At 58.8% G+C, this 19,718-nt stretch carries 19 protein-coding genes and 1 tRNA gene; 8 read left to right on the top strand and 12 right to left on the bottom strand.

The annotated features are described in order from the left end of the window. Position 1: 1 nt before the first annotated feature. From ybgF to nadA, 5 genes are all read left to right on the top strand, one after another. Positions 2-823 (top strand): tol-pal system protein YbgF, encoded by an 822-nt coding sequence (ybgF, locus tag VCA57_RS13090; RefSeq protein ID WP_411185463.1) that lies wholly within the window; start codon positions 2-4, stop codon positions 821-823. Between the two features lie 189 nt (positions 824-1,012). Then, on the top strand, positions 1,013-1,660 hold the full coding sequence (queE, locus tag VCA57_RS13095) for a 7-carboxy-7-deazaguanine synthase QueE (RefSeq protein WP_411185464.1): 648 nt from the start codon (positions 1,013-1,015) through the stop codon (positions 1,658-1,660). 1 nt (position 1,661) lies between these two features. Next, complete coding sequence (gene queC, locus VCA57_RS13100; protein ID WP_411185465.1) at positions 1,662-2,336, top strand: 7-cyano-7-deazaguanine synthase QueC; 675 nt, start codon at positions 1,662-1,664, stop codon at positions 2,334-2,336. Between the two features lie 58 nt (positions 2,337-2,394). Continuing rightward, a tRNA-Lys gene (locus VCA57_RS13105) sits at positions 2,395-2,470 on the top strand. Between the two features lie 182 nt (positions 2,471-2,652). Next, on the top strand, positions 2,653-3,711 hold the full coding sequence (gene nadA, locus VCA57_RS13110; RefSeq protein ID WP_411185466.1) for a quinolinate synthase NadA: 1,059 nt from the start codon (positions 2,653-2,655) through the stop codon (positions 3,709-3,711). Between the two features lie 108 nt (positions 3,712-3,819). Here the strand turns inward: nadA and VCA57_RS13115 are convergent, their stop codons facing one another. Then, the gene (locus VCA57_RS13115) at positions 3,820-5,256 is read right to left on the bottom strand and encodes a M48 family metalloprotease (RefSeq protein ID WP_411185467.1); all 1,437 of its coding nucleotides are present in this window, start codon (positions 5,254-5,256) and stop codon (positions 3,820-3,822) included. A 106-nt stretch (positions 5,257-5,362) separates the two neighbouring features. On the opposite strand from VCA57_RS13115, the gene VCA57_RS13120 reads away from it, so the two are divergent. Continuing rightward, positions 5,363-5,614 carry a sulfurtransferase TusA family protein gene (locus tag VCA57_RS13120; RefSeq protein ID WP_411185468.1) on the top strand — a complete coding sequence of 84 codons (252 nt, stop codon included), beginning with the start codon at positions 5,363-5,365 and terminating at the stop codon, positions 5,612-5,614. Positions 5,615-5,830: 216 nt separating this feature from the next. After that, positions 5,831-6,892 carry an AI-2E family transporter gene (locus tag VCA57_RS13125; RefSeq protein ID WP_411185469.1) on the top strand — a complete coding sequence of 354 codons (1,062 nt, stop codon included), beginning with the start codon at positions 5,831-5,833 and terminating at the stop codon, positions 6,890-6,892. Positions 6,893-6,992: 100 nt separating this feature from the next. Here the strand turns inward: VCA57_RS13125 and VCA57_RS13130 are convergent, their stop codons facing one another. The 9 genes from VCA57_RS13130 to metG form a co-directional block, all read right to left on the bottom strand. Next, a complete protein-coding gene (locus VCA57_RS13130; RefSeq protein WP_411185470.1) occupies positions 6,993-7,172 on the bottom strand; it encodes a PA3496 family putative envelope integrity protein in 180 nt (59 codons plus the stop codon). Between the two features lie 107 nt (positions 7,173-7,279). Beyond that, positions 7,280-7,918: an endonuclease III gene (nth, locus tag VCA57_RS13135; protein ID WP_411185471.1), complete on the bottom strand. Its 639-nt coding sequence runs from the start codon at positions 7,916-7,918 to the stop codon at positions 7,280-7,282. Further along, a complete protein-coding gene (locus VCA57_RS13140; RefSeq protein ID WP_411181793.1) occupies positions 7,915-8,628 on the bottom strand; it encodes an electron transport complex subunit E in 714 nt (237 codons plus the stop codon). The genes nth and VCA57_RS13140 overlap by 4 nt, the downstream gene beginning before the upstream one ends. Next, positions 8,621-9,238, bottom strand: coding sequence for an electron transport complex subunit RsxG (gene rsxG / locus VCA57_RS13145; protein ID WP_397494020.1), 618 nt, complete (start codon positions 9,236-9,238; stop codon positions 8,621-8,623). The genes VCA57_RS13140 and rsxG overlap by 8 nt, the downstream gene beginning before the upstream one ends. Positions 9,239-9,267: 29 nt before the next feature. Beyond that, positions 9,268-10,299 (bottom strand): RnfABCDGE type electron transport complex subunit D, encoded by a 1,032-nt coding sequence (locus VCA57_RS13150; protein ID WP_411185472.1) that lies wholly within the window; start codon positions 10,297-10,299, stop codon positions 9,268-9,270. Between the two features lie 43 nt (positions 10,300-10,342). Then, on the bottom strand, positions 10,343-12,853 hold the full coding sequence (gene rsxC, locus VCA57_RS13155; protein ID WP_411185473.1) for an electron transport complex subunit RsxC: 2,511 nt from the start codon (positions 12,851-12,853) through the stop codon (positions 10,343-10,345). Further along, a complete protein-coding gene (gene rsxB, locus VCA57_RS13160; RefSeq protein ID WP_411185474.1) occupies positions 12,850-13,425 on the bottom strand; it encodes an electron transport complex subunit RsxB in 576 nt (191 codons plus the stop codon). The genes rsxC and rsxB overlap by 4 nt, the downstream gene beginning before the upstream one ends. Then, complete coding sequence (gene rsxA, locus VCA57_RS13165) at positions 13,422-14,006, bottom strand: electron transport complex subunit RsxA (protein WP_090252381.1); 585 nt, start codon at positions 14,004-14,006, stop codon at positions 13,422-13,424. The genes rsxB and rsxA overlap by 4 nt, the downstream gene beginning before the upstream one ends. Before the next feature lie 155 nt (positions 14,007-14,161). Then, entirely contained in the window at positions 14,162-16,204 is a 2,043-nt protein-coding gene (gene metG / locus VCA57_RS13170) for a methionine--tRNA ligase (RefSeq protein WP_411185475.1), read from the bottom strand. Between the two features lie 201 nt (positions 16,205-16,405). Here metG and apbC point away from each other — a divergent pair, with 201 nt between their 5' ends. Further along, the gene (gene apbC / locus VCA57_RS13175) at positions 16,406-17,497 is read left to right on the top strand and encodes an iron-sulfur cluster carrier protein ApbC (RefSeq protein ID WP_411185476.1); all 1,092 of its coding nucleotides are present in this window, start codon (positions 16,406-16,408) and stop codon (positions 17,495-17,497) included. A 2-nt stretch (positions 17,498-17,499) separates the two neighbouring features. On the opposite strand, the gene VCA57_RS13180 is transcribed toward apbC, so the two are convergent. Continuing rightward, entirely contained in the window at positions 17,500-18,534 is a 1,035-nt protein-coding gene (locus tag VCA57_RS13180) for an AraC family transcriptional regulator (protein WP_411185477.1), read from the bottom strand. 154 nt (positions 18,535-18,688) lie between these two features. Beyond that, complete coding sequence (locus VCA57_RS13185) at positions 18,689-19,705, bottom strand: phosphotransferase enzyme family protein (RefSeq protein ID WP_411185478.1); 1,017 nt, start codon at positions 19,703-19,705, stop codon at positions 18,689-18,691. Positions 19,706-19,718: the final 13 nt, after the last annotated feature.

Below are 19,718 nucleotides of genomic sequence, written 5' to 3' on the forward strand. Positions count from 1 at the left end.
TATGCGAACGTGCCGCCGTGCTTTAACCGTTTTGGCGCTCAGCCTGCCGCTTGCGGCAATGGCTGAGATTCCCGTGGTGGATAACAATGCTGGCAACGGCAGCAATTATCCGCCTGCTGGTTACGGTACGTCCGGCACCTACGCTGGGGCAGGGGCTTCGGCTCCTGTCTCGGCGCAGGGCATGCTGTTCAACCAGTTACAGCAAATGCAGAATGATATCGCTCAGCTGCGCGGTACGCTGGAAGAGCAACAGAACGAAATACAGCGTCTTAAGCAAGAAAACCTGGAGCGTTATCAGGATCTTGATAAGCGTTTGAGTGGTGGCGCGGCAGGTGCTGCGGTCAACCAGAATTCTTCAGCCACTGGCGCGATTAATGCCAGTGGTACGCCAAACCCGCCATCGGCAGGGCAGTCGCAAGCGTCGACAAGCAATGAGCCGGCCGATCCGGCTAAGGAAAAGCTGTTCTACGAAGCAGCTTTTGACCTGATCAAGGCCAAGGATTTTGACAAAGCCAATCAGGCTTTTTCGGCGTTCCTGCGTAAATACCCAGACAGCCAGTACGCTGGCAACGCTCAGTATTGGCTAGGTGAAGTGAACCTTGCACAGGGCAATTTGCAAGGGGCCGGGCAAGCATTTTCGCGTGTTAGTCAGGCTTATCCGAGCCACTCCAAGGTGCCGGACTCACTGTTCAAACTTGCCGATGTTGAGCAGCGTTTAGGTAATAACAACAAGGCCAAGGGTATTTTGCAGCAGGTTATTGCGCAGTACCCAGGCAGTTCTGCCGCGCAATTGGCGCAGCGTGACTTACAGCGTTTGCCGTAAGGGCTGTGCGTCAACGATAGAACCCGTGCATTACGCGGGTTTTTTATTGCCTGCAATTCGGCTGGACATAGGGTGGCGGTGTTGATGGGGCGTTAAAATTTATCCCGCTGGATGTTTCGTATACAATCCGCGACCCCTTTCCCGCAACGGAGGCGGACAGCCTGTTTAGCTGTCACGCCCGTGGCTGATATGCAAAAAAACCTGCGCATTACCGAGATTTTCTACTCGCTGCAGGGCGAAACACGCACCGCCGGCTTGCCGACTGTGTTTGTTCGCCTGACCGGCTGTCCCCTGCGTTGTCAGTACTGCGATACCGCTTATGCCTTCAGTGGCGGCGAGGTCATGTCGCTTGATGCCATTGTCGAGCAAGTTGCGGGCTACAAGCCTCGCTATATCTGCGTGACCGGTGGTGAGCCATTGGCACAACCTAATTGCATTCCTTTGCTTGAGCGTCTGTGTGACGCCGGTTATGAGGTTTCGCTAGAGACCAGTGGTGCCCTGGATGTATCGGCTGTTGATCCGCGTGTTAGCAAGGTGCTGGATCTGAAAACTCCAGGCTCGGCGGAAGTCGCGCGTAACCGCTACGAGAACATTGCGTTGCTAACGTCCAATGATCAGGTCAAGTTCGTCATCTGTTCGCGTGAGGACTATGACTGGGCAGTGAGCAAGCTGATTCAGTATGGGTTGGACCAGCGCTCTGGCGAGGTGCTGATGTCGCCGAGTCATCACGAGCTAGAGGCGCGGACGCTGGCCGAGTGGATTATTGCCGACAACCTGCCGGTACGCCTGCAGATGCAGCTACACAAGATTCTCTGGAATGATGAGCCGGGACATTGATATGAGCGATAAAAAAGCGGTAATCCTGCTGTCTGGCGGTCTGGACTCGGCCACCGTAGTGGCGTTGGCCAAGGCTGATGGCTACAGCTGTTACACCATGAGTTTCGATTACGGCCAGCGGCACCGCTCCGAATTACAGGCGGCCGAACAAGTGGCTCGTCAGCTAGGCGTGGTTGAGCACAAGGTAATTGGTCTTAATCTCAATGGTATGGGCGGCTCAGCGTTGACTGACGCCAGCATCGACGTGCCGGAGAGTCCGACCGAAGGGATTCCGGTGACCTACGTGCCAGCGCGCAATACTGTGTTTCTCTCCCTCGCGCTGGGTTGGGCCGAGGTGCTGGGTGCGCGGGATATTTTTATCGGGGTCAACGCGGTGGATTATTCCGGTTACCCGGATTGCCGGCCTGAGTTCATCGAGGCTTTTGAGCGTATGGCCAATTTAGCTACCAAGGCCGGCGTAGAGGGTTTGGGCTTTCGTATTCAGGCTCCGCTGCAAAATATGAGCAAGGCCGAGATTGCTCAGGTTGGTGTGCGTCTGGGCGTTGATTACGGCTTGACGGTCTCCTGCTATCAGGCAGATGAGCAGGGGCGTGCGTGCGGTAAATGTGACAGCTGCCGTTTGCGCGCGGCTGGGTTTTCCGCTGCCGGGCTTGAGGACCCAACGCGCTATTTCTAAAAAAGTTTTCGCGAAGTGTTGAATTTCTGAATTAAATCAGTATCATGCGCCTCGCGTCGGGTCGTTAGCTCAGTTGGTAGAGCAGTTGGCTTTTAACCAATTGGTCGTAGGTTCGAATCCCACACGACCCACCATATTTCCTTCTACGGAAGGTAGAAAAAGCCTGAAAGTTCTGATTAAAGGAATTTTCGGGCTTTTTTGTATCCGTAGCTTTTATTCTGGCCACCCTTGTGTGGTGATTGTCCGCCAGCTCCCGCGCCACGCTGACGGGTATACTCGTGTTCCGCGCTGATAGACCTTTACAGGGCCTGATGACATGACGCAGATTTCCGAACGCCTACTGGTGCAAGCCCACCTCGATGCCAAGCAGCCAAAGCCGTTAACACCTGAGCAAGAGGCCTTTTATCGTGCCGAGATTGCGGCTGAACTGAAAAAGCAGAATGCGGTGCTAGTTGCCCACTATTACTGTGATCCAGTTTTGCAGGCGTTGGCTGAAGAGACTGGAGGTTGCGTTTCCGATTCCCTGGAAATGGCGCGATTCGGCAATCAGCATACGGCGCAGACCGTATTGGTCGCCGGCGTGAAATTCATGGGCGAGACGGCAAAAATCCTTAACCCAGAAAAGCGCGTGCTGATGCCGACTCTGGAGGCGACTTGTTCGCTGGACCTAGGCTGCCCGGTGGAAGAGTTCTCGGCGTTCTGTGATCAGCATCCGCAGCGTACTGTGGTGGTGTATGCCAATACGTCGGCAGCGGTTAAGGCGCGTGCCGATTGGGTGGTTACATCCAGTTGCGCAGTGGAAATTGTCGAGCACTTGATGGATAACGGTGAAAGCATCATCTGGGCACCGGATCAGCACCTGGGTCGTTATATCCAGAATAAAACCGGTGCAGATATGCTGCTGTGGGATGGTGCCTGCATCGTCCATGAGGAGTTCAAGTCCAAGCAGTTGCAAGACATGATGGCGCTTTATCCGGACGCCGCTGTCCTGGTGCACCCTGAGTCGCCAACAGCGGTGATCGAGTTGGCCGATGCGGTGGGCTCTACCAGCCAACTGATCGCTGCCGCGCAGTCGCTGCCAAACAAGACGTTTATCGTCGCCACCGATGCCGGCATTTTCTACAAGATGCAGCAGCTGTGTCCGGATAAAGAATTTGTCGCCGCACCTACCGCTGGTAACGGCGCGGCCTGCCGCAGCTGCGCACATTGCCCATGGATGGCGATGAATACGCTGCAGCGCACCCTAGAGTGCTTGCGTGAGGGGAGTAACGAGATCTTCGTCGACCCAGCGTTGATTCCCAAGGCGATCAAGCCGCTTAAACGTATGCTGGACTTCACTCAGGCGGCGCGGTTAAAGCTAAGTGGTAACGCATAAATTCGCAGCATAAAAAGCCCGGCGTCTGCCGGGCTTTTTATGCTTTGCCGTCTATGGCAGCTATCTTGCTGAACGTTGCTGCCGGGGGATTTAAAATTTTCCCCGGGTTCAGCGCAGCATCTGTTCTACGATGCGCTGCTCTTCGATCAGCTCGCGCTGTCTGGCGTCAATTCGCGACGCTAGCTGGAAGTTATTGCTGGCGCGGCGCTTGGCAAAGTCGAGCTGTTCGAGGGCTTGCTTATAGTCCCCTACTAGGGCGAAGAACTCTCCACGCGCCTGGTGCAGGCCGATGGTGTCGCCGATAAGACCGCGAACCTCCGCCACCTGATACCAGATGTCAGGGTCTTTGTTACGGGCCTTCAGTAGATCGTCCAGTGCTCGTTCGGCTTCCTGGCTACGTCCCTGCTTCATGAGCACATCAATGTGTGCCTGACTCACCGGATAGTTGTCCGGGTACAGGCCGAGTAAGCGGGTGACGCGCTTCTGTGCGTCATCCAGGCGGCTGGAGGCCAGGTCCAGTTCTATTTGTGCCAAGTTGTAGCTCACATCGTTAGGAGAGCTTACCAGTAGAGGTTGCAGGGCTTCGCGTGCATCCTCGTACTGGCCGCTTTTGATCAGTGCGATGCCCAAGCCGTAGCGTGCAGCTTCCATCTTGGGGTTTTCTCTGAGCATGTTGCGAAAACGCTTGGCGGCTATACCTGGGGTTTCTTCATAGATCAGCTGTACCCGGGCACGCATTAACTGGTAACGCACGCTGTCAGTAATGCCTTGCTTGCCTGTGTATTGCTCGGCGCGGTTGCGCGTGTCGGCGATGCGTGACTCTGATACCGGGTGGGTTAGAAGGAACTCTGGAGGCTTGCGGTCGTAGCGATACTGGCGCATCAGGCGCTCGAACATGCTGGGCATGGCGCGCGGGTCGAAGCCAGCCTTTTCCAGGTTGACTAGGCCGATGCGGTCGGCTTCTTGCTCGTTTTGCCGTGAGAAGCGCCGTTGTTCTTGCAGTGCGGCGGCCTGTGTTGAGGCAATTGCTGCGATACCCAGGTCGCCAGCACCTGCAGCTGCAGCAACGATGCCAGCTAGCATGCCCGCCATAACGGGTATCTGCATACGCTGTTGGGCTTCTAGGCCTCGGGCGAAGTGGCGTTGCGACAAGTGGGCCAATTCGTGGGCCATGACCGAGGCGTACTCGGCTTCTGTCTGTGCATATAGAAACAGGCCGCCGTTGACCCCGACAATCCCGCCGGGCGCTGCAAAGGCGTTGATCTGCGGGCTATCGAGCAGGACGAATTCCAGTCGACGGTCTTGCACCTGGCTGGTTTCGCTCAGACGGTACACGCTGGTTTCGACGAAGTCCTTGAGTTGTGGGTCGTCGAGCTGGCTGACTTGACCACGAACCAGGCTCAACCAAGCGCGGCCCAGCTGGTGTTCTTGTTGCGGCGATACGATGGCGGAACTGGCATCGCCAAGGGACGGCAGGTCACTGGCCATGCCGGGAGCTGCCAATAGGCAGGTGAGCGTCAACAGGGTAGGGCGCAGAAGGCTCATGCACAAAGCTCTTGTCGTACAAAGGGGCTACTGTAGCTGCCCGGTAGCGGTGCTGGCCAGAGGTGTGCGGCCTTCGTTATCCTTGCGGCCCTCTTGGAGTAGATAAATGACTGATATGCAATGGCGCGCTGAGGACTTCGACGCGCAACTGGATGCTTGCGGCCTCAGCTGCCCGCTGCCTTTGCTCAAGGCCAAACTGGAGCTGAATCGCCTGGCTCAGGGGGCTGTACTCAAGGTTGAGGCTACCGATGCCGGCTCGCAGCGGGATTTCCGTGCCTTCGCCAGTCTGGCGGGGCATAGTCTGCTGCGTGAAGAGGTGGCAGGTGGCGTGTACCACTATTGGCTGCGTAAGGCTTAGTGGTTGGCGTAGGGGCTAGTGTGGCCAAGTTCGCGGCCTATAGCGCTGATACTGCGTGCCGCTTTTGTCAGAGCCCATGATGAATCATCAAGGCGGCGTATCTCGGAGCAGCAGGCCATCCGTACGTGAGTTAATCAGCCGTCATGCAGGCCGCTCGCGCTATATGCACAGATTGTAAGGCAGCATAAATGCTGTGTTGCTCAAGTAGGAGTCACGATGTTCAAGGTGTTACAGAATTGGTTACATCGCTATTTCTCGGATGAACAGGCGGTGGTGTTGGCATTGCTGCTGGTGGTGAGTTTCGCCGCTGTTTTGACGTTGGGCGGTATGTTGGCGCCGGTGCTCACTGGTTTGGTGCTAGCGTTTTTAATGCAGGGGTTGGTCAATGCTTTTGAGCGTATACGTTTGCCGCACACGCTGGCGGTGTGGCTGGTCTTTACCCTGTTTATGAGCATGCTGGGTTTGTTCCTGCTGGTACTGATGCCGCTGCTCTGGCAACAACTCAGCACCTTGTTCAAGGAGCTGCCGCGCATGTTGGGTGAGTGGCAGTCACTGTTTCTGTTGCTGCCGGAGCGTTATCCAACGTTGATCAGTGATGTGCAGGTGTTGCAGTGGATCGAGGGTGTGCGTGGCGAGGTCGGTAATTTTGGTCAGTGGGCTCTGTCTTTTTCTCTGTCCAGCTTGCCGATGCTGGTAAGCATCATGATCTATCTGGTGTTGGTACCGATTCTGGTGTTTTTCTTTCTTAAAGATAGAGAGCTGATCGGCCGCTGGTTTCGTGGCTACCTGCCGAGCGAGCGAGCGCTGATTACCCAAGTGGCGCAGGAGATGAATCAGCAAATTGCCAACTACATTCGCGGCAAAGTGATCGAAATCATCATCTGCGGCGTGGTCACCTACATAGCTTTTGCCTACCTTGGTCTCAACTATGCGGCCCTCTTAGCGTTGCTGGTTGGGCTTTCAGTGGTGGTGCCGTATATCGGCGCGGTGGTGGTAACGGTGCCGGTGGCGCTGATTGGTTTGTTCCAGTGGGGCTTTGGTGACCAGTTCATCTACCTGATGGTGGTCTACGGGATTATTCAGGCGCTGGATGGCAACGTACTGGTGCCGCTGTTGTTTTCTGAGGCGGTCAATTTGCATCCGGTAGCGATAATCTGTGCGGTATTGCTGTTTGGTGGGATGTGGGGCTTTTGGGGGGTGTTTTTCGCTATCCCGTTGGCCACTTTGTTCAAAGCTGTGATCGATGCCTGGCCGCGCAGCGAACCGCTCGCGGTGTAGTTGCAAGCATGTGTTAGGGGCTCTATAGACTGGGCTGTTAACAAGTGCATAAACAACAAAAAGCCCCGCGTAATTGCGGGGCTTTTTGTTGTTGGTGTGCTTAAAGGTCGAAGTCGTATTCGGACAGCTGCTTGTGCAAGCGTCGTTCATCAAGGAAATTGTCGATGATCCGGCGTTTGGTCAGGTTGGTTTTGGCTACCTCAACAGGCGCTTCGGCTTCATCAGCATCATCGGCTACGAAATCTTCGTCGAGCTCAAGATCTTCTTTATCAGTGCTCATTTGTCTCACTCCAGGCTACAGGGGCCATTTGCGCACCTTATAGCGGCAAAAGCGGAGCGGGTAAAAAAGATTTTTTCAATCAGCTCATTGAGTGGCTGAATAGCGGCTCAATCGTCAGAGGTTTTTTGCTTGTATTCGCACAGGTCTTCGATGCGGCAGCTGCCGCAACGGGGCTTACGCGCCTGGCAAACATAGCGACCGTGCAGGATCAGCCAGTGGTGTGAATCAAGCAGGAATTCTTTCGGCACAAACTTCATCAGTTTGTTTTCCACTTCCACGACATTCTTGCCGGGAGCGATGCCGGTGCGGTTGCTGACGCGGAAAATATGCGTGTCCACTGCCATTGCCAGTTGCCGAAACGCTGTGTTGAGCACCACGTTGGCGGTTTTGCGGCCTACGCCCGGCAAGGCTTCAAGCTCTTCGCGGGTTTCTGGCACTTGGCTGTTGTGGCGTTCGATCAGCAGGCGGCAGGTTTCTATGACGTTCTTGGCTTTGCTGTTGTAAAGGCCAATGGTCTTGATGTATTCGCTCAAACCTTCGACGCCCAAGGCGTAGATGGCTTCCGGGGTGTTGGCTACCGGGTAGAGTTTGGCGGTGGCCTTGTTGACGCTGACGTCAGTGGCTTGGGCCGAGAGCGTGACGGCAATCAGCAGCTCGAATGGAGTGCTGTAGGCCAGCTCGGTCTTCGGTTCCGGGTTGTCTTCGTGCAGCCGGCGGAAGATCTCGTAGCGCTTGGCGGCGTTCACTCGATCACTCCGGTCACCCGCACACGGCGGCTTTGTGCAGGCACTTCGACCTGTTGCGCTTTGGCCCGTTCGGCCAGCACTTCGTCTACACGGTTTTTGCAGGCAATCAGCAGACCTAGGACGATAAAGGCACCGGGCGGCAAGATGGCCAGGAGGAAGCCTTTGTAATCGTGGATCAGGGTGAGTTGCCAGCTAGCCGCGCTGGGGCCAAACAGCAGGTGCATATTGGCAAACACTGCGCCGGTGCCAAGCAGCTCGCGCAGGGCGCCGATCATCACCAGTACCACGCCGAAGCCCAGCCCCATCATCAGGCCGTCGTAGGCGGCGCGGGCGGGGTCGTGCTTGGCAGCAAAACCGTCAGCCCGACCGAGAATTACGCAATTGGTGGTGATAAGCGGGATAAAGATGCCGAGTATCTGGTACAGCTCATAGGTAAAGGCCTGCATCAGCAGTTCGATGCAGGTGGTCAGCGCGGCAATGATCATCACAAAGGCCGGCAGGCGCACGGCGGTGTTGACCACGCCGCGTACCAATGAAACCGCTGTACCGGAACAAATCAGCACCACGGCGCTGGCCAGTGACAAACCAAGAGCATTGACCGCCGAGTTGCTTACGCCCAGCAGCGGGCAGAGGCCGAGCAGTTGCACCAGGGCCGGGTTGTTTTTCCACAGGCCGTTAAGCGTGATTTCGCGGTAGCTGGGACTAGCCATTGGACTTCACCTGGGCTGCTGCGAACAGCTGTTCTTGATTGGCATCGAAATACTGCAAAGCCTTGTGCACAGCCTTGACCACCGCGCGCGGGGTGATGGTGGCGCCGGCAAACTGATCAAATTCGCCACGATCTTTCTTCACTGCCCAGCCATCTTCGCTGGGGTTGCTCAGCGACTTGCCGTCGAAGTTGCGAATCCAGGCACTCTTGGCCAGCTCGATCTTGTCGCCCAGGCCTGGGGTTTCCCGATGACCGAGGACGCGCACACCGGCCAGGCGACCATCAGCCTGGATACCGATCAGCAAATGGATCGCACCGCTGTATCCGTCTGGCGCGGTGGCACGCAGGATCACGGCGCTGGGTTTACCGTCTTTCAGGGCGATATAGGCGGTCTGTGGCGATTTGCTGCCGAGCAGCGGGTCGTGCAGCTGGAGGCTGTTGTCGAGCAGGTGGTTGTCGTAGCTGCTCTGCGGCAGGATCTCGCTCAGAGCGCGTACTTGGGCTTCGCGCTCGGCATTGGCTATGCGCCCGGCAGTGGCTTGGTGCAGTGCGGCAACCAGGCCTACGGTGGCGATGGCGAACAGCCCAAGTACCAGGCTGTTTTTCAGCATCGAGCGGCTAATTTCAGGCAGGGCCACGGTCACTCTCCCAACTTGAAGCCGCGAGTCGGCTTGCGGTGGCCGTAGGTGCGCGGCCGCGTGTAATAGTCGATGGTGGGCGCGGCCAGGTTCATCAGCAGTACGGCGAACGCGACGCCGTCCGGGTAGCCGCCCCAGGCGCGAATCACATAGACCAAAACGCCGACGCCTATGCCGAAAATCAAACGGCCAAGGTTGCTGGTCGCGCCGCTGACCGGGTCAGTGACGATAAAGAAGGCACCCAGCATGGTCGCGCCAGTGAGCATATGAAACAGCGGCGAGCCGTGAGAGTCCGAGCCCGAACCGTTCCAGAACAGCAAGCTCATTACGCCCAGGGCAGCGAGCATGCCGACGGGGGCGTGCCAGGTGAACAGGCGTTTGTGCAGCAGATACAAACCGCCCGCCAGAAAGGCTAGGTTGACTGCTTCACTGGCTGCGCCGCCAAGGCGGCCGAACGCCGGGTTTTGCGCCCAGAGCTCGTCAATGGTCAGGCTTTTGTTGATTTTCAGCACATCCAGGGCGGTGGCTTGAGCCCAGCCGTCGGGCAGGTTGACGATGCCGAAGATCTGCTGCAAGCCGTCGAGCAGGCCCACGGTGTGCGGGGCAGGCCAACTGGTCATCTCCACGGGAAAGGAGATCAGTACCACAACATAGCCGAGCATGGCCGGGTTGAAGGGGTTCTGCCCAAGCCCGCCATACAGTTGCTTGCCGAGCACCACGGCAAAGCCGGTTGCCACCAGGGTTAGCCACCAGGGCGAGTAGGGCGGCAGCGCCAGGGCGAGCAGTACAGCCGTGACCACTACGCTGTAGTCCTTGAGGAAAAACACGACTGGACGTTTGCGCAGGGCCAGGATCGCCGCCTCAAAACCCAATGCGCAGGCGCTGATCCATAGCAGATTGATCAGCGTGCCAGCTCCAAATAGCCAGGTCAGGGCGAGAATGCCCGGCACGGTGGCTAGCAACACCTGCTGCATCACCTGCTGGGTGCGATTGCTGCCCTTGGCGTGGGGCGAGGTTATGCGGGGCAGGGCCATTGGCGCTCCGGTTGCTGCTGGGGTTGGCTGCGCAGGGTGGCCATTAGCTATCTGCGTGCTTGTGTAATTGGCTTTCGGCATCTGCCAGGCGTTGGCGGGCGGCGGCAAGTTGATCCGCTGCGCTGCTCTCGTCGCGCTCCAGTTTGCGCAGATCGGCCCGGGCAAAGGCCACTTCGGTCTTTAACGCGCGAGTGGTTTCGTCGATCGGCTGCTTGTCTGTGCGTACCAGCACGGGTGCGGGCTTGCCGGATGCTTCCTCGGCCTGGTGCAGCGCCTGCTCGGCGGCCGCCAATGCTTCGCGCAGGCTGCTAAGCGTGGCTTCATCGCTGTCGGCCTTCTCGGCCTTTTTCAGCTCGGCGCGTTTCATCGCCAGTTCGATCTTGGCTTTTTTTAGCTGATCGGGGGCGTCTGCATCAGGTGCTTTCGCGGGAGCGGCTGGAGCCTGGGCTTCCAGACTGGCCAGCAGTTTTTCGGCGGCGTCCAGCTGGCTGCGCAGTTGCTGCAGTTCGCTCTGCTGCTCGTCGCTAGGTGCTTCGATTTTCTCCAGCTTGCGTACCTGAGCGCGCAACATGGCGGCGTCGATCTTGGCCTTTTTCAGTGTGCCATCGTCGGCTGCTGGTTTGGCGGTGGGGGCTGGTGCTTGAGCGTCCAGACTGGCCAGGAGTTTCTCGGCCGCCTCAAGCTGGCTGCGCAGTTGCTGCAGTTCGCTTTGCTGCTCATCGCTAGGTGCTTCGAGTTTCTCCAGCTTGCGTACCTGAGCACGCAGCATGGCGGCATCGATCTTGGCTTTTTTCAGCGCAGCATCGTCGGCTGCTGGGGCCGCGACAGGGTCTGGCGGGTTAGCGGCCATGGCACTCTCTAGCGCCTGTTGAGCGGCTGCTGCGGCGCTGCGCAGTTCGTCGACCTGTGCTTGCAGCTCCGCTGTGGCGTGTGCGGCTAGCTGTTTTTCAGCTTTTTTCAGCGCCACCTGAGCCATGCTGGCTTCGATCTTGAGCTTCTTCTGTTCATCGCTCAGCCCAGCAGGTTTGCCGGCTGGTGCATCGCTGCCGCTAGCTGGAGTGGCTTGGGCTTGGGCTTGGGCTTGGGCGGCCTTGGCTTGTGCTGCTTTGGCGGCGCGGGCCTGGCGGTCGGCTTCCTTTTGTTCTTCGGCGCGGCGCAGGCGTTCCTGGCGCAGCTCGAAGCGCTGTTTCGACTGCTCGGCCTTGAGCTGCTTCTGCTCCAGGTCGCGAATCTCGCCCTTGGCGGCGCGGTAGTACTGCACCAGGGGAATGCTCGACGGGCAGACGTAGGCGCAGGCGCCGCATTCGATGCAGTCGAAGAGGTTGTGCGCCTTGAGCTGTTCATGCTCCTGACCGATGGCGAAGAAGTGCAGCTGCTGTGGCAACAGGCTGGCCGGGCAGGCTTCAGCGCATTCGCCGCAGCGGATGCAGGGCATGGCCGGCGGTGGCGGTGGCAGCTCGGCGCTAGTCGAGGCCAGCAGGCAGTTGGTGGTCTTGATCACGGGCACAGCGAAGTCGGGCAGGGTAAAGCCCATCATCGGGCCACCCATGATCAGTCGGTTCAGCTTGTTGCGGTCGAGGCCGGCAAACTCCAGCAGTTCACCTACCGGTGTGCCGAGCAGCACCTCGACGTTCATCGGTTGGGTCAAGGCTTCACCGGTGAGGGTGGTGATGCGCGAGATCAGCGGTTTGCCGTGGATCACCGCGTCATGGATGGCCACGCAGGTGCCGACGTTCTGGCAGAGCATGCCAATATCAGCCGGCAGGCCACCGCTAGGTACTTCTACGCCGGTGAGGATTTGGATCAGCTGCTTTTCACCGCCAGATGGGTATTTGGTCGGGAACACTTTCAACTGATAGCTACGCTCGGCTAGCGCCTCGCGAACGGCGGCGATGGCTTCGGGCTTGTTGTCTTCGATGCCGATCAGCACCTGATCTGGATGGATCAGCTGCACCAGAATGTCGATCCCGGAGACCAACTCGTTGGCGCGCTCGCGCATCAGCATGTCATCAGCGGTGATGTAGGGCTCGCACTCGGTACCGTTGATGATCAGCGTGTGGATTTTCTGCGTGGGCCGCGCATTCAGTTTGACCGCCGTGGGAAAGCCCGCCCCACCGAGGCCGCTGATCCCTGCCTGGCGAATCAGCTCAATCAGGGCGCTGTGTTCCAGATGGCGATAATCAGTCTGTGGGGTCAGATCGATCCATTCATCCAGCCCGTCACTGTCGAGAACAACGGCCGGGGCGAGCATGCCGGAGACATGCGGGTAGGGCTGCGGGCCGATAAAGCTAATGGTGCCAGAGGTCGGCGCATGCACTGGCACGCTGACAAAACCATTGGCGGCGGCGATCAGCTGGCCTTTCAGCACGCGCTCACCGACGGCGACAACCGGTTCGGCTGGTGCACCGATATGCTGGTTAAGCGGCAGTGTCAGGCGCTTGGGCAGCGGAGCCGACTGGATCGGCGTGCGGTTGGACAGCTCCTTGCGCTCGGCCGGGTGAATGCCGCCGGGGATATCCCAGATCAGTGTTTCAGCCTTGTGCAGTGCGCTCATGCTGCGTGTTCCCGGTCACTGGCAATCAGTTGGCCGGGGGCCAGGGGTTTTTCCCATTTCCAGCTTTGTACGCTGCTGCCAACTTCGAGCATGTCGATGCAATCCACTGGGCAGGGCTCTACGCATAGGTCACAGCCGGTGCACTCGCTGGCGATCACTGTATGCATCTGCTTGGCCGCGCCGACGATGGCGTCCACTGGGCAGGCCTGGATGCACTTGGTGCAGCCGATGCACTCGGCTTCGCGGATGTAGGCGACCATCTGCGGCTTTTCGCCTTCCACGGCGTCCAGCGGTTCGGCTTCAACGTCGAGTAGGTCCGCCAACGCTTGGATGGTTGATTCGCCGCCAGGTGGGCATTTGTTGATCTTGTCGCCGCCGGCAATCGCCTCGGCGTAGGGTTTACAGCCCGGATAGCCGCACTGGCCGCACTGGGTTTGCGGTAGCAGGGCGTTGATCTGTTCGGCAATCGGGTTGCCTTCAACCTTGAAGCGCACGGCCGCAAAACCAAGGATGGCGCCGGCCACCAGGCACAGTGCGAGCAGTGCGAGAACGGCGATCAGCACCACACTCATAGCTTGATCAGCCCGGTAAAGCCCATAAACGCCAGGGACATCAACCCCGCGGTGATCATGCCGATGGCCGCGCCCTGGAAGGATTTGGGTACGTCGGCAATGGCAATACGCTCACGCATGGCGGCGAACAACACCAGCACCAGAGAGAAGCCTAAGCCTGCGGCAAAGCCGTTGGCGGTGGCGGTGATAAAGGTGAACTCGGCCTTGTTGGCATTGAGCAGGGCTACGCCTAGGACGATGCAATTGGTGGTGATCAGCGGTAGGAAGATGCCCAGCACGCGGTACAGAAGTGGACTGGTCTTGTTCACCACCATCTCGGTGAACTGCACCACCACTGCAATCACCAGGATAAAACTGATGGTGCGCAGGTATTCGATATCCAGCGGCTTGAGCACGTACTGCTGCACCAGATAGCTGCACATGGCGGCCAAGGTCAGTACGAAGGTGGTGGCCAGGGACAGGCCGATGGCGGTCTCGATTTTCTTCGAGACGCCCATAAACGGGCACAGGCCGAGAAACTGGACCAACACGAAGTTGTTGACCAGGATGGCGCTGACCATGATCAAGGCAAGTTCGGTCATTGCAGGTTCCATTGATGGACGGGCAAAGGCCGCAGGAAAAGGGTGGCTATTATCGGTAAGCCGACCCAGCCATACAAGCTGGATCAGCTTTGCTGCGGTACTGCCATAACCCTAGCGCAGTGAAAAACTAATGGCTGCGCTGTTGGGTCGCAGGGTTATTTAACCCGCTGACCCGGTTTGGCACCGCTGTCTGGGCTGAGCAGGTAGATTTCTTCACCGCCAGGGCCGGCAGCCAGCACCATGCCTTCGCTGACGCCGAACTTCATCTTGCGTGCGGCCAGGTTGGCGACGTAGAGGGTCAGGCGACCTTCCAGTTTGCTTGGGTCTGGGTAGGCGCTCTTGATGCCGCTGAACACATTGCGCTTGGCGTCGCCGATATCCAGGGTCAGGCGCAGCAGTTTGTCGGCACCTTCGACGAACTCGCATTTTTCGATCAGGGCAATACGCAGGTCGACGGCGGCAAAGGCATCAAAGGCGATCTCGGCAGCCAGTGGTTCTTTCGTCAACTCGCCGTTGCCGGCGGCAGACGGAGCGGCTTCGCTGGCTGCCAAGTCTTCTTTAGAGGCTTCGATCATGGCGTCGACTTTCGTTGGTTCGATACGGGTTAGCAGGGCGCTGAATGGGTTGAGCTGATGATCGGCAAGCAAGTAGCGGTGGTCGTCCCAGGTCAGTGGCGCGACATTGAGGAAGGCTTCGGCGTCTTTGGCCAGTTGCGGCAGCACCGGCTTCAAGAAAATCACCAACTGGCGGAACAGGTTCACGCCCAGGGCGCAGATGGCCTGCACCTCGGCTTCCTTACCTTCCTGCTTATTCAGCGCCCAAGGGGCTTTGTCGGCAATCCAGGCATTGGCGCGGTCGGCCAGGGCCATGATTTCGCGCATGGCACGGGCGAAATCACGTGCTTCATAGGCTTCAGCAATAGAAGGCGTGGCCGCCGTAAAGGCATCGGTCAGCTCGGGGGCAATGTTGCCCGCCAAGAGCAGACCATTGTTGCCTTTGTGGATAAAGCCGGCGCAGCGGCTGGCGATGTTGACCACTTTGCCAACCAGATCGGAATTGACCTTCTGGACAAAGTCTTCGAGGTTGAGGTCGAGGTCATCCACGCCACGGCCCAGCTTGGCCGCATAGTAGTAGCGCAGGTACTCGGGGTTCAGGTGGTCCAGGTAGGTGCGGGCCTTGATAAAGGTGCCGCGTGACTTGGACATCTTCTGCCCGTTGACAGTCAGGTAGCCGTGCACGGCGACTGCGGTTGGTTTGCGGTAGCCGGCACCTTCGAGCATGGCTGGCCAGAACAGGGTGTGGAAATTGACGATGTCTTTGCCGATAAAGTGATACAGCTCGGCGCTGGAGTTCTTGCCCCAGAATTCGTCGAAGTCTAATTCTGGGCTGCGTGCGCAGAGATTCTTGAAGCTGGCCATGTAGCCGATAGGCGCATCCAGCCAGACGTAGAAATACTTGCCTGGCTCGTCGGGAATCTCGAAGCCGAAGTAGGGCGCATCGCGAGAAATGTCCCACTCTTGCAGCCCGGAATCCAGCCACTCGGCGATCTTGTTGGCGACCGCATCCTGCAATGCGCCACTGCGGGTCCAACTTTTCAGCATGGCCTCGAAGTCTGGCAGCTTGAAGAAGAAGTGCTTGGAGTCGCGCAGAACCGGCACCGCGCCGGAGATGGCCGAACGCGGATTCTTCAGCTCGGTTGGCTCGTAGGTGGCACCGCATTTCTCACAGTTGTCGCCGTACTGATCTTCGGTCGCGCATTTCGGGCAGGTGCCCTTGATGAAACGGTCGGCGAGGAACATGCCCTTTTCAGGGTCGAAGTACTGCGTGACCGAGCGCGTGGCGATATGCCCGGCATCGCGCAGCTTCAGGTAGATGGCCGCCGACAGTTCGCGGTTCTCGTCCGAGTGGGTCGAGTGATAGTTGTCAAAGTTGACCCCGAAGTCGGCAAAGTCGGCGGTGTGCTCGGCCTGTACATTGGCGATCAGTTGTTCAGGGGTGATGCCTTCCTTCTCGGCACGCAACATGATCGCCGAACCGTGCGCGTCGTCGGCGCAGACATAGATGGCCTGGTTGCCACGCAACTTCTGAAAGCGCACCCACATGTCGGTCTGGATGTACTCGAGCATATGGCCAAGGTGAATCGAACCGTTGGCATAGGGCAGGGCGCTGGTAACAAGAATTTTGCGGGCTTGGCTCATGGGAATCGGCTGCACTGGTAACTCAGGGAAGCCGGCAACTATATAGGTGCGGCGGATATTTTTCATCCTTGCGCGGCTAATGCCGTGCGCTAAGGCGCTGCGGATTGAGCCTGGCCGGCTTGATCACGTGCCGGTGCGCACCTATGTCGGCTGCCTGGGGTAATATGCCCGCCTGCTTTACTCAGCCTTTCGGAGCCGTCCATGAGTGTCGTTACCCGCGCAGCGGTCGAAGCCGCTTTGTCCCAATACACCGACCCGCATTTGAATCAGGACCCGGTTAGCGCCGGTTGCTTGCGTGAGGTGGATATTCAGGGTGGTCAGGTCAAGGTGCGCCTACAGTTGGGCTACGCCGCTGGGCTGTTCAAGAGCGGCTGGGCGCAGATGCTGCAGATGGCCCTGGAAAACCTCGACGGCGTTGAGCATGCGCAGGTGCAGGTCGACTGCGTGATCGAAGCGCACAAGGCGCAGGACCAAGTGCCGGCGCTGGCCAATGTGAAGAACGTAATTGCTGTGGCGTCCGGTAAGGGCGGCGTGGGCAAGTCCACTACTGCGGCCAACCTGGCGCTGGCGCTGGCTCGCGAAGGGGCCAAGGTCGGCATTCTCGATGCGGATATCTACGGCCCTAGTCAAGGCATCATGTTCGGTATCCCAGAAGGCACGCGGCCACAGGTTAAGGATCAGAAGTGGTTTGTACCGCTCAAGGCCCATGGCGTGGAAGTAATGTCCATGGCCTTTCTCACTGATGAGAACACCCCGGTGGTCTGGCGCGGGCCGATGGTTTCTGGCGCGCTGCTGCAATTGATCACGCAGACTGCCTGGGATGACCTGGATTACCTAGTGGTCGATATGCCACCAGGCACCGGTGATATTCAGCTGACCTTGGCGCAGAAAGTGCCGGTGGCCGGTGCGGTGATCGTCACCACTCCGCAGGACTTGGCTCTGCTGGATGCCAAGAAGGGCGTGGAGATGTTCCGCAAGGTGAACATTCCGGTGCTCGGCGTGGTGGAAAACATGGCGGTGCATATCTGCTCTAACTGCGGGCATGCCGAACATCTGTTTGGTGAAGGCGGCGGCGAGAAGCTAGCGGCGCAGTTCGGCGTTGATCTACTGGCCTCCTTGCCGCTGTCGATGGCTATTCGCATGCAGTCCGATGGCGGCAAGCCAACCACTATTGCCGATCCGGAAAGCCAGATTGCGATGATCTACCAGGAAACCGCGCGTAACGTCGGCGCACGCATTGCCCAAGGTGGCGCGCAACAGGCGATGCCGAACATTATGGTCAGCGACGACTGAGACTACAGCTGCCTGGAGCCCTGGTTTTGCCGCCACTGCTGAGGGCTGATGGCAAACCAGCGGCGGAAGGCGCGGGAAAACGCGCTGATTTCCGAATAGCCGAGCTGCAGGGCCAGTTCGGAAATCGCCAGGTCAGCGCGCTGCAAGTAGTGCGTGGCCAGCTCGCGGCGTATCTGGTCGAGCAGGTTGCTGAAGCTGGTGCCCTGATCTGCCAGACGCCTCTGTAGCGTCCAGGCGGGCAGGCGCAACTGCTCGGCAATGCCCTCCAGGCTGATGTCATCTTCTCCCAGTCGCTGGCGTAGCAAATGCTTCACGTCATCGAGCAGGGATTTCTGGGCATCTAACGGGCGGCTCAGCTTCGGCATGGCTTCGAGCATCAGCGTCAGCAATTTTGGATCGCGCCCTGGCATGGGTTTGTCCAGCAACCGACGCGGAAATACTAGGGCGTTGCGCGGCTGGTTGAACAGCACCGGGGCGTCGAAGGTTTTGCAGTGCTCATGCCACGCCTGAGGCTGGGCATGCTCGAAGAGCACCTGTTCGGGTGCCCAATGTGGGCCGAGGGCTTGGCGCATCAGGTTGTTGAACATGCCTAGAGACAGTTCGGCATCCTGGCGCTTATGGGCAACGCTGCCGTGCTGCACCTGATAGTCCAACCGGCAGTAGTCGCCCATCTCGATCAGATGCAGAAGGCTGCCTTGCTGGTGATAGGGGAACATGCGTACCACGTTGCGCAGCGCTTGCCCCAGATTGGCCGAGCACAGGCCGACGTAGCCGAGCATGCCGAGAGAGTCTGGTTTGAATTGCTGGCCGAAGCGCAGGCCGAAATTATCGTTGCCGGTTTGCCGCGCCGCGACTTCAAACACCGTGCAGTACTGGTTGAGGTCGAGTTGCAGGGTGGGCGTGTTCAACTGTTCAGGGTCGATACCGCTATGGCCGAGGATGCGCTCGGCGTCACCGCCTTCCTGCAGGATAAAATCGATTAGGCCGCTGGCGGCGCTGGCAAGTACACCGGCAGTGCTGGGTGCTGGGCTATTCACGCGGCGCTCCTGAGTCATTGACTCGGAATGGGCTGCAACTCTTGTACCAGGCGTTTTTTCATACGTTCCGGCTTGCTAGAGCGGCGCGCTGTATAGCGACTTGCCCAACTATGAGCGGATTCGTTAGGGCATGCACTGAAGCGGCGCGTCAGGCTCAGGCGCTCAGGTGGCTGCCCACGCCGCGATCCTGCAAGTAGCTGCGGCACAGTTGCAGGGTCCAGCTGACCCAGGTGCTGCCCAGCCCTTCCACTGTTGGCGTGCCGCGATGGCTGCCGGTCCAGGCAAGTAGTTGCAGGCGGCGCTGGATGATCAGGGTCGGCAGTATCTGTAGGTCAGCCTGGTCGGGTTGGGCAATGCGCCCATAGCCCTGTAACCAGCTATCAATCCACTGCGGGGCATCGGTGTGGTGTTCGTGGAAGCTTAGGGCGGCCGCCAGATCATGCATGTACCAGCCAAAGCCGCAGTCATCGAAGTCGATCACTCGCGTTTGTTGATCATCCACCAGCAAGTTGGCCAGGCGCAGGTCGGCGTGGATTAAACCGAAGCGCTGTGGCCCCTTGCCATAAGCCTGCATGCGCTGCTGAACCTGGACGAGGGTTGTGCTGATCAGCTCGCAGCCAGGTCCGTCCAGGTAAGGCGCGTCTTGCCAGCGCCCCCAGTGGCCATTGGCCCCAAGCATGCTCTGGTGATCCCAGGTCAGGCGCTGGAAACCCGTAGGGCGCTGCCAGTTTCGTGCATGCCGGTGCAGGCGCGCATTGATTGCGCCGAGGCGCTGGAAAGCCCCGTCCAGCGCTTGCTGCGGGTCGGGTTCGCTGCCGTCAATCCACTCGAACAGCACCGCCCAGCGGCGTTCTGCCGGGTTAGCGCCAGCCTGCTGAATGTATTCGCCATTCACTCCGGCAATCGCCACTGGCACTTGCAGGCCGTCTGCCTGTAAGGCGCTGAGCCAGGCCAGTTCGCTGGCGATAGCGCTGTGCTCGTGATAGTTCGGTCGGTGCAGGCGCAGTACATAACGCTGCCCGGCCGGCGTGGTGAGCGCATAGGTCGCGTTCTCCGACAGGCACAGCAGTGTTAACTGCCCGTTGTAGGCGCTGGGGTAGCCCGCGATGGCAAGGCTGGCTAGGGCGTGCAGGCGTTCGAGTTCGAGGCGCTGATTGTGTCCGGTGTACATGGCGGCTCCGGGT

Origin of the sequence: Pseudomonas sp. (assembly GCF_046581935.1) — a bacterium.
GTDB lineage: Bacteria > Pseudomonadota > Gammaproteobacteria > Pseudomonadales > Pseudomonadaceae > Aquipseudomonas.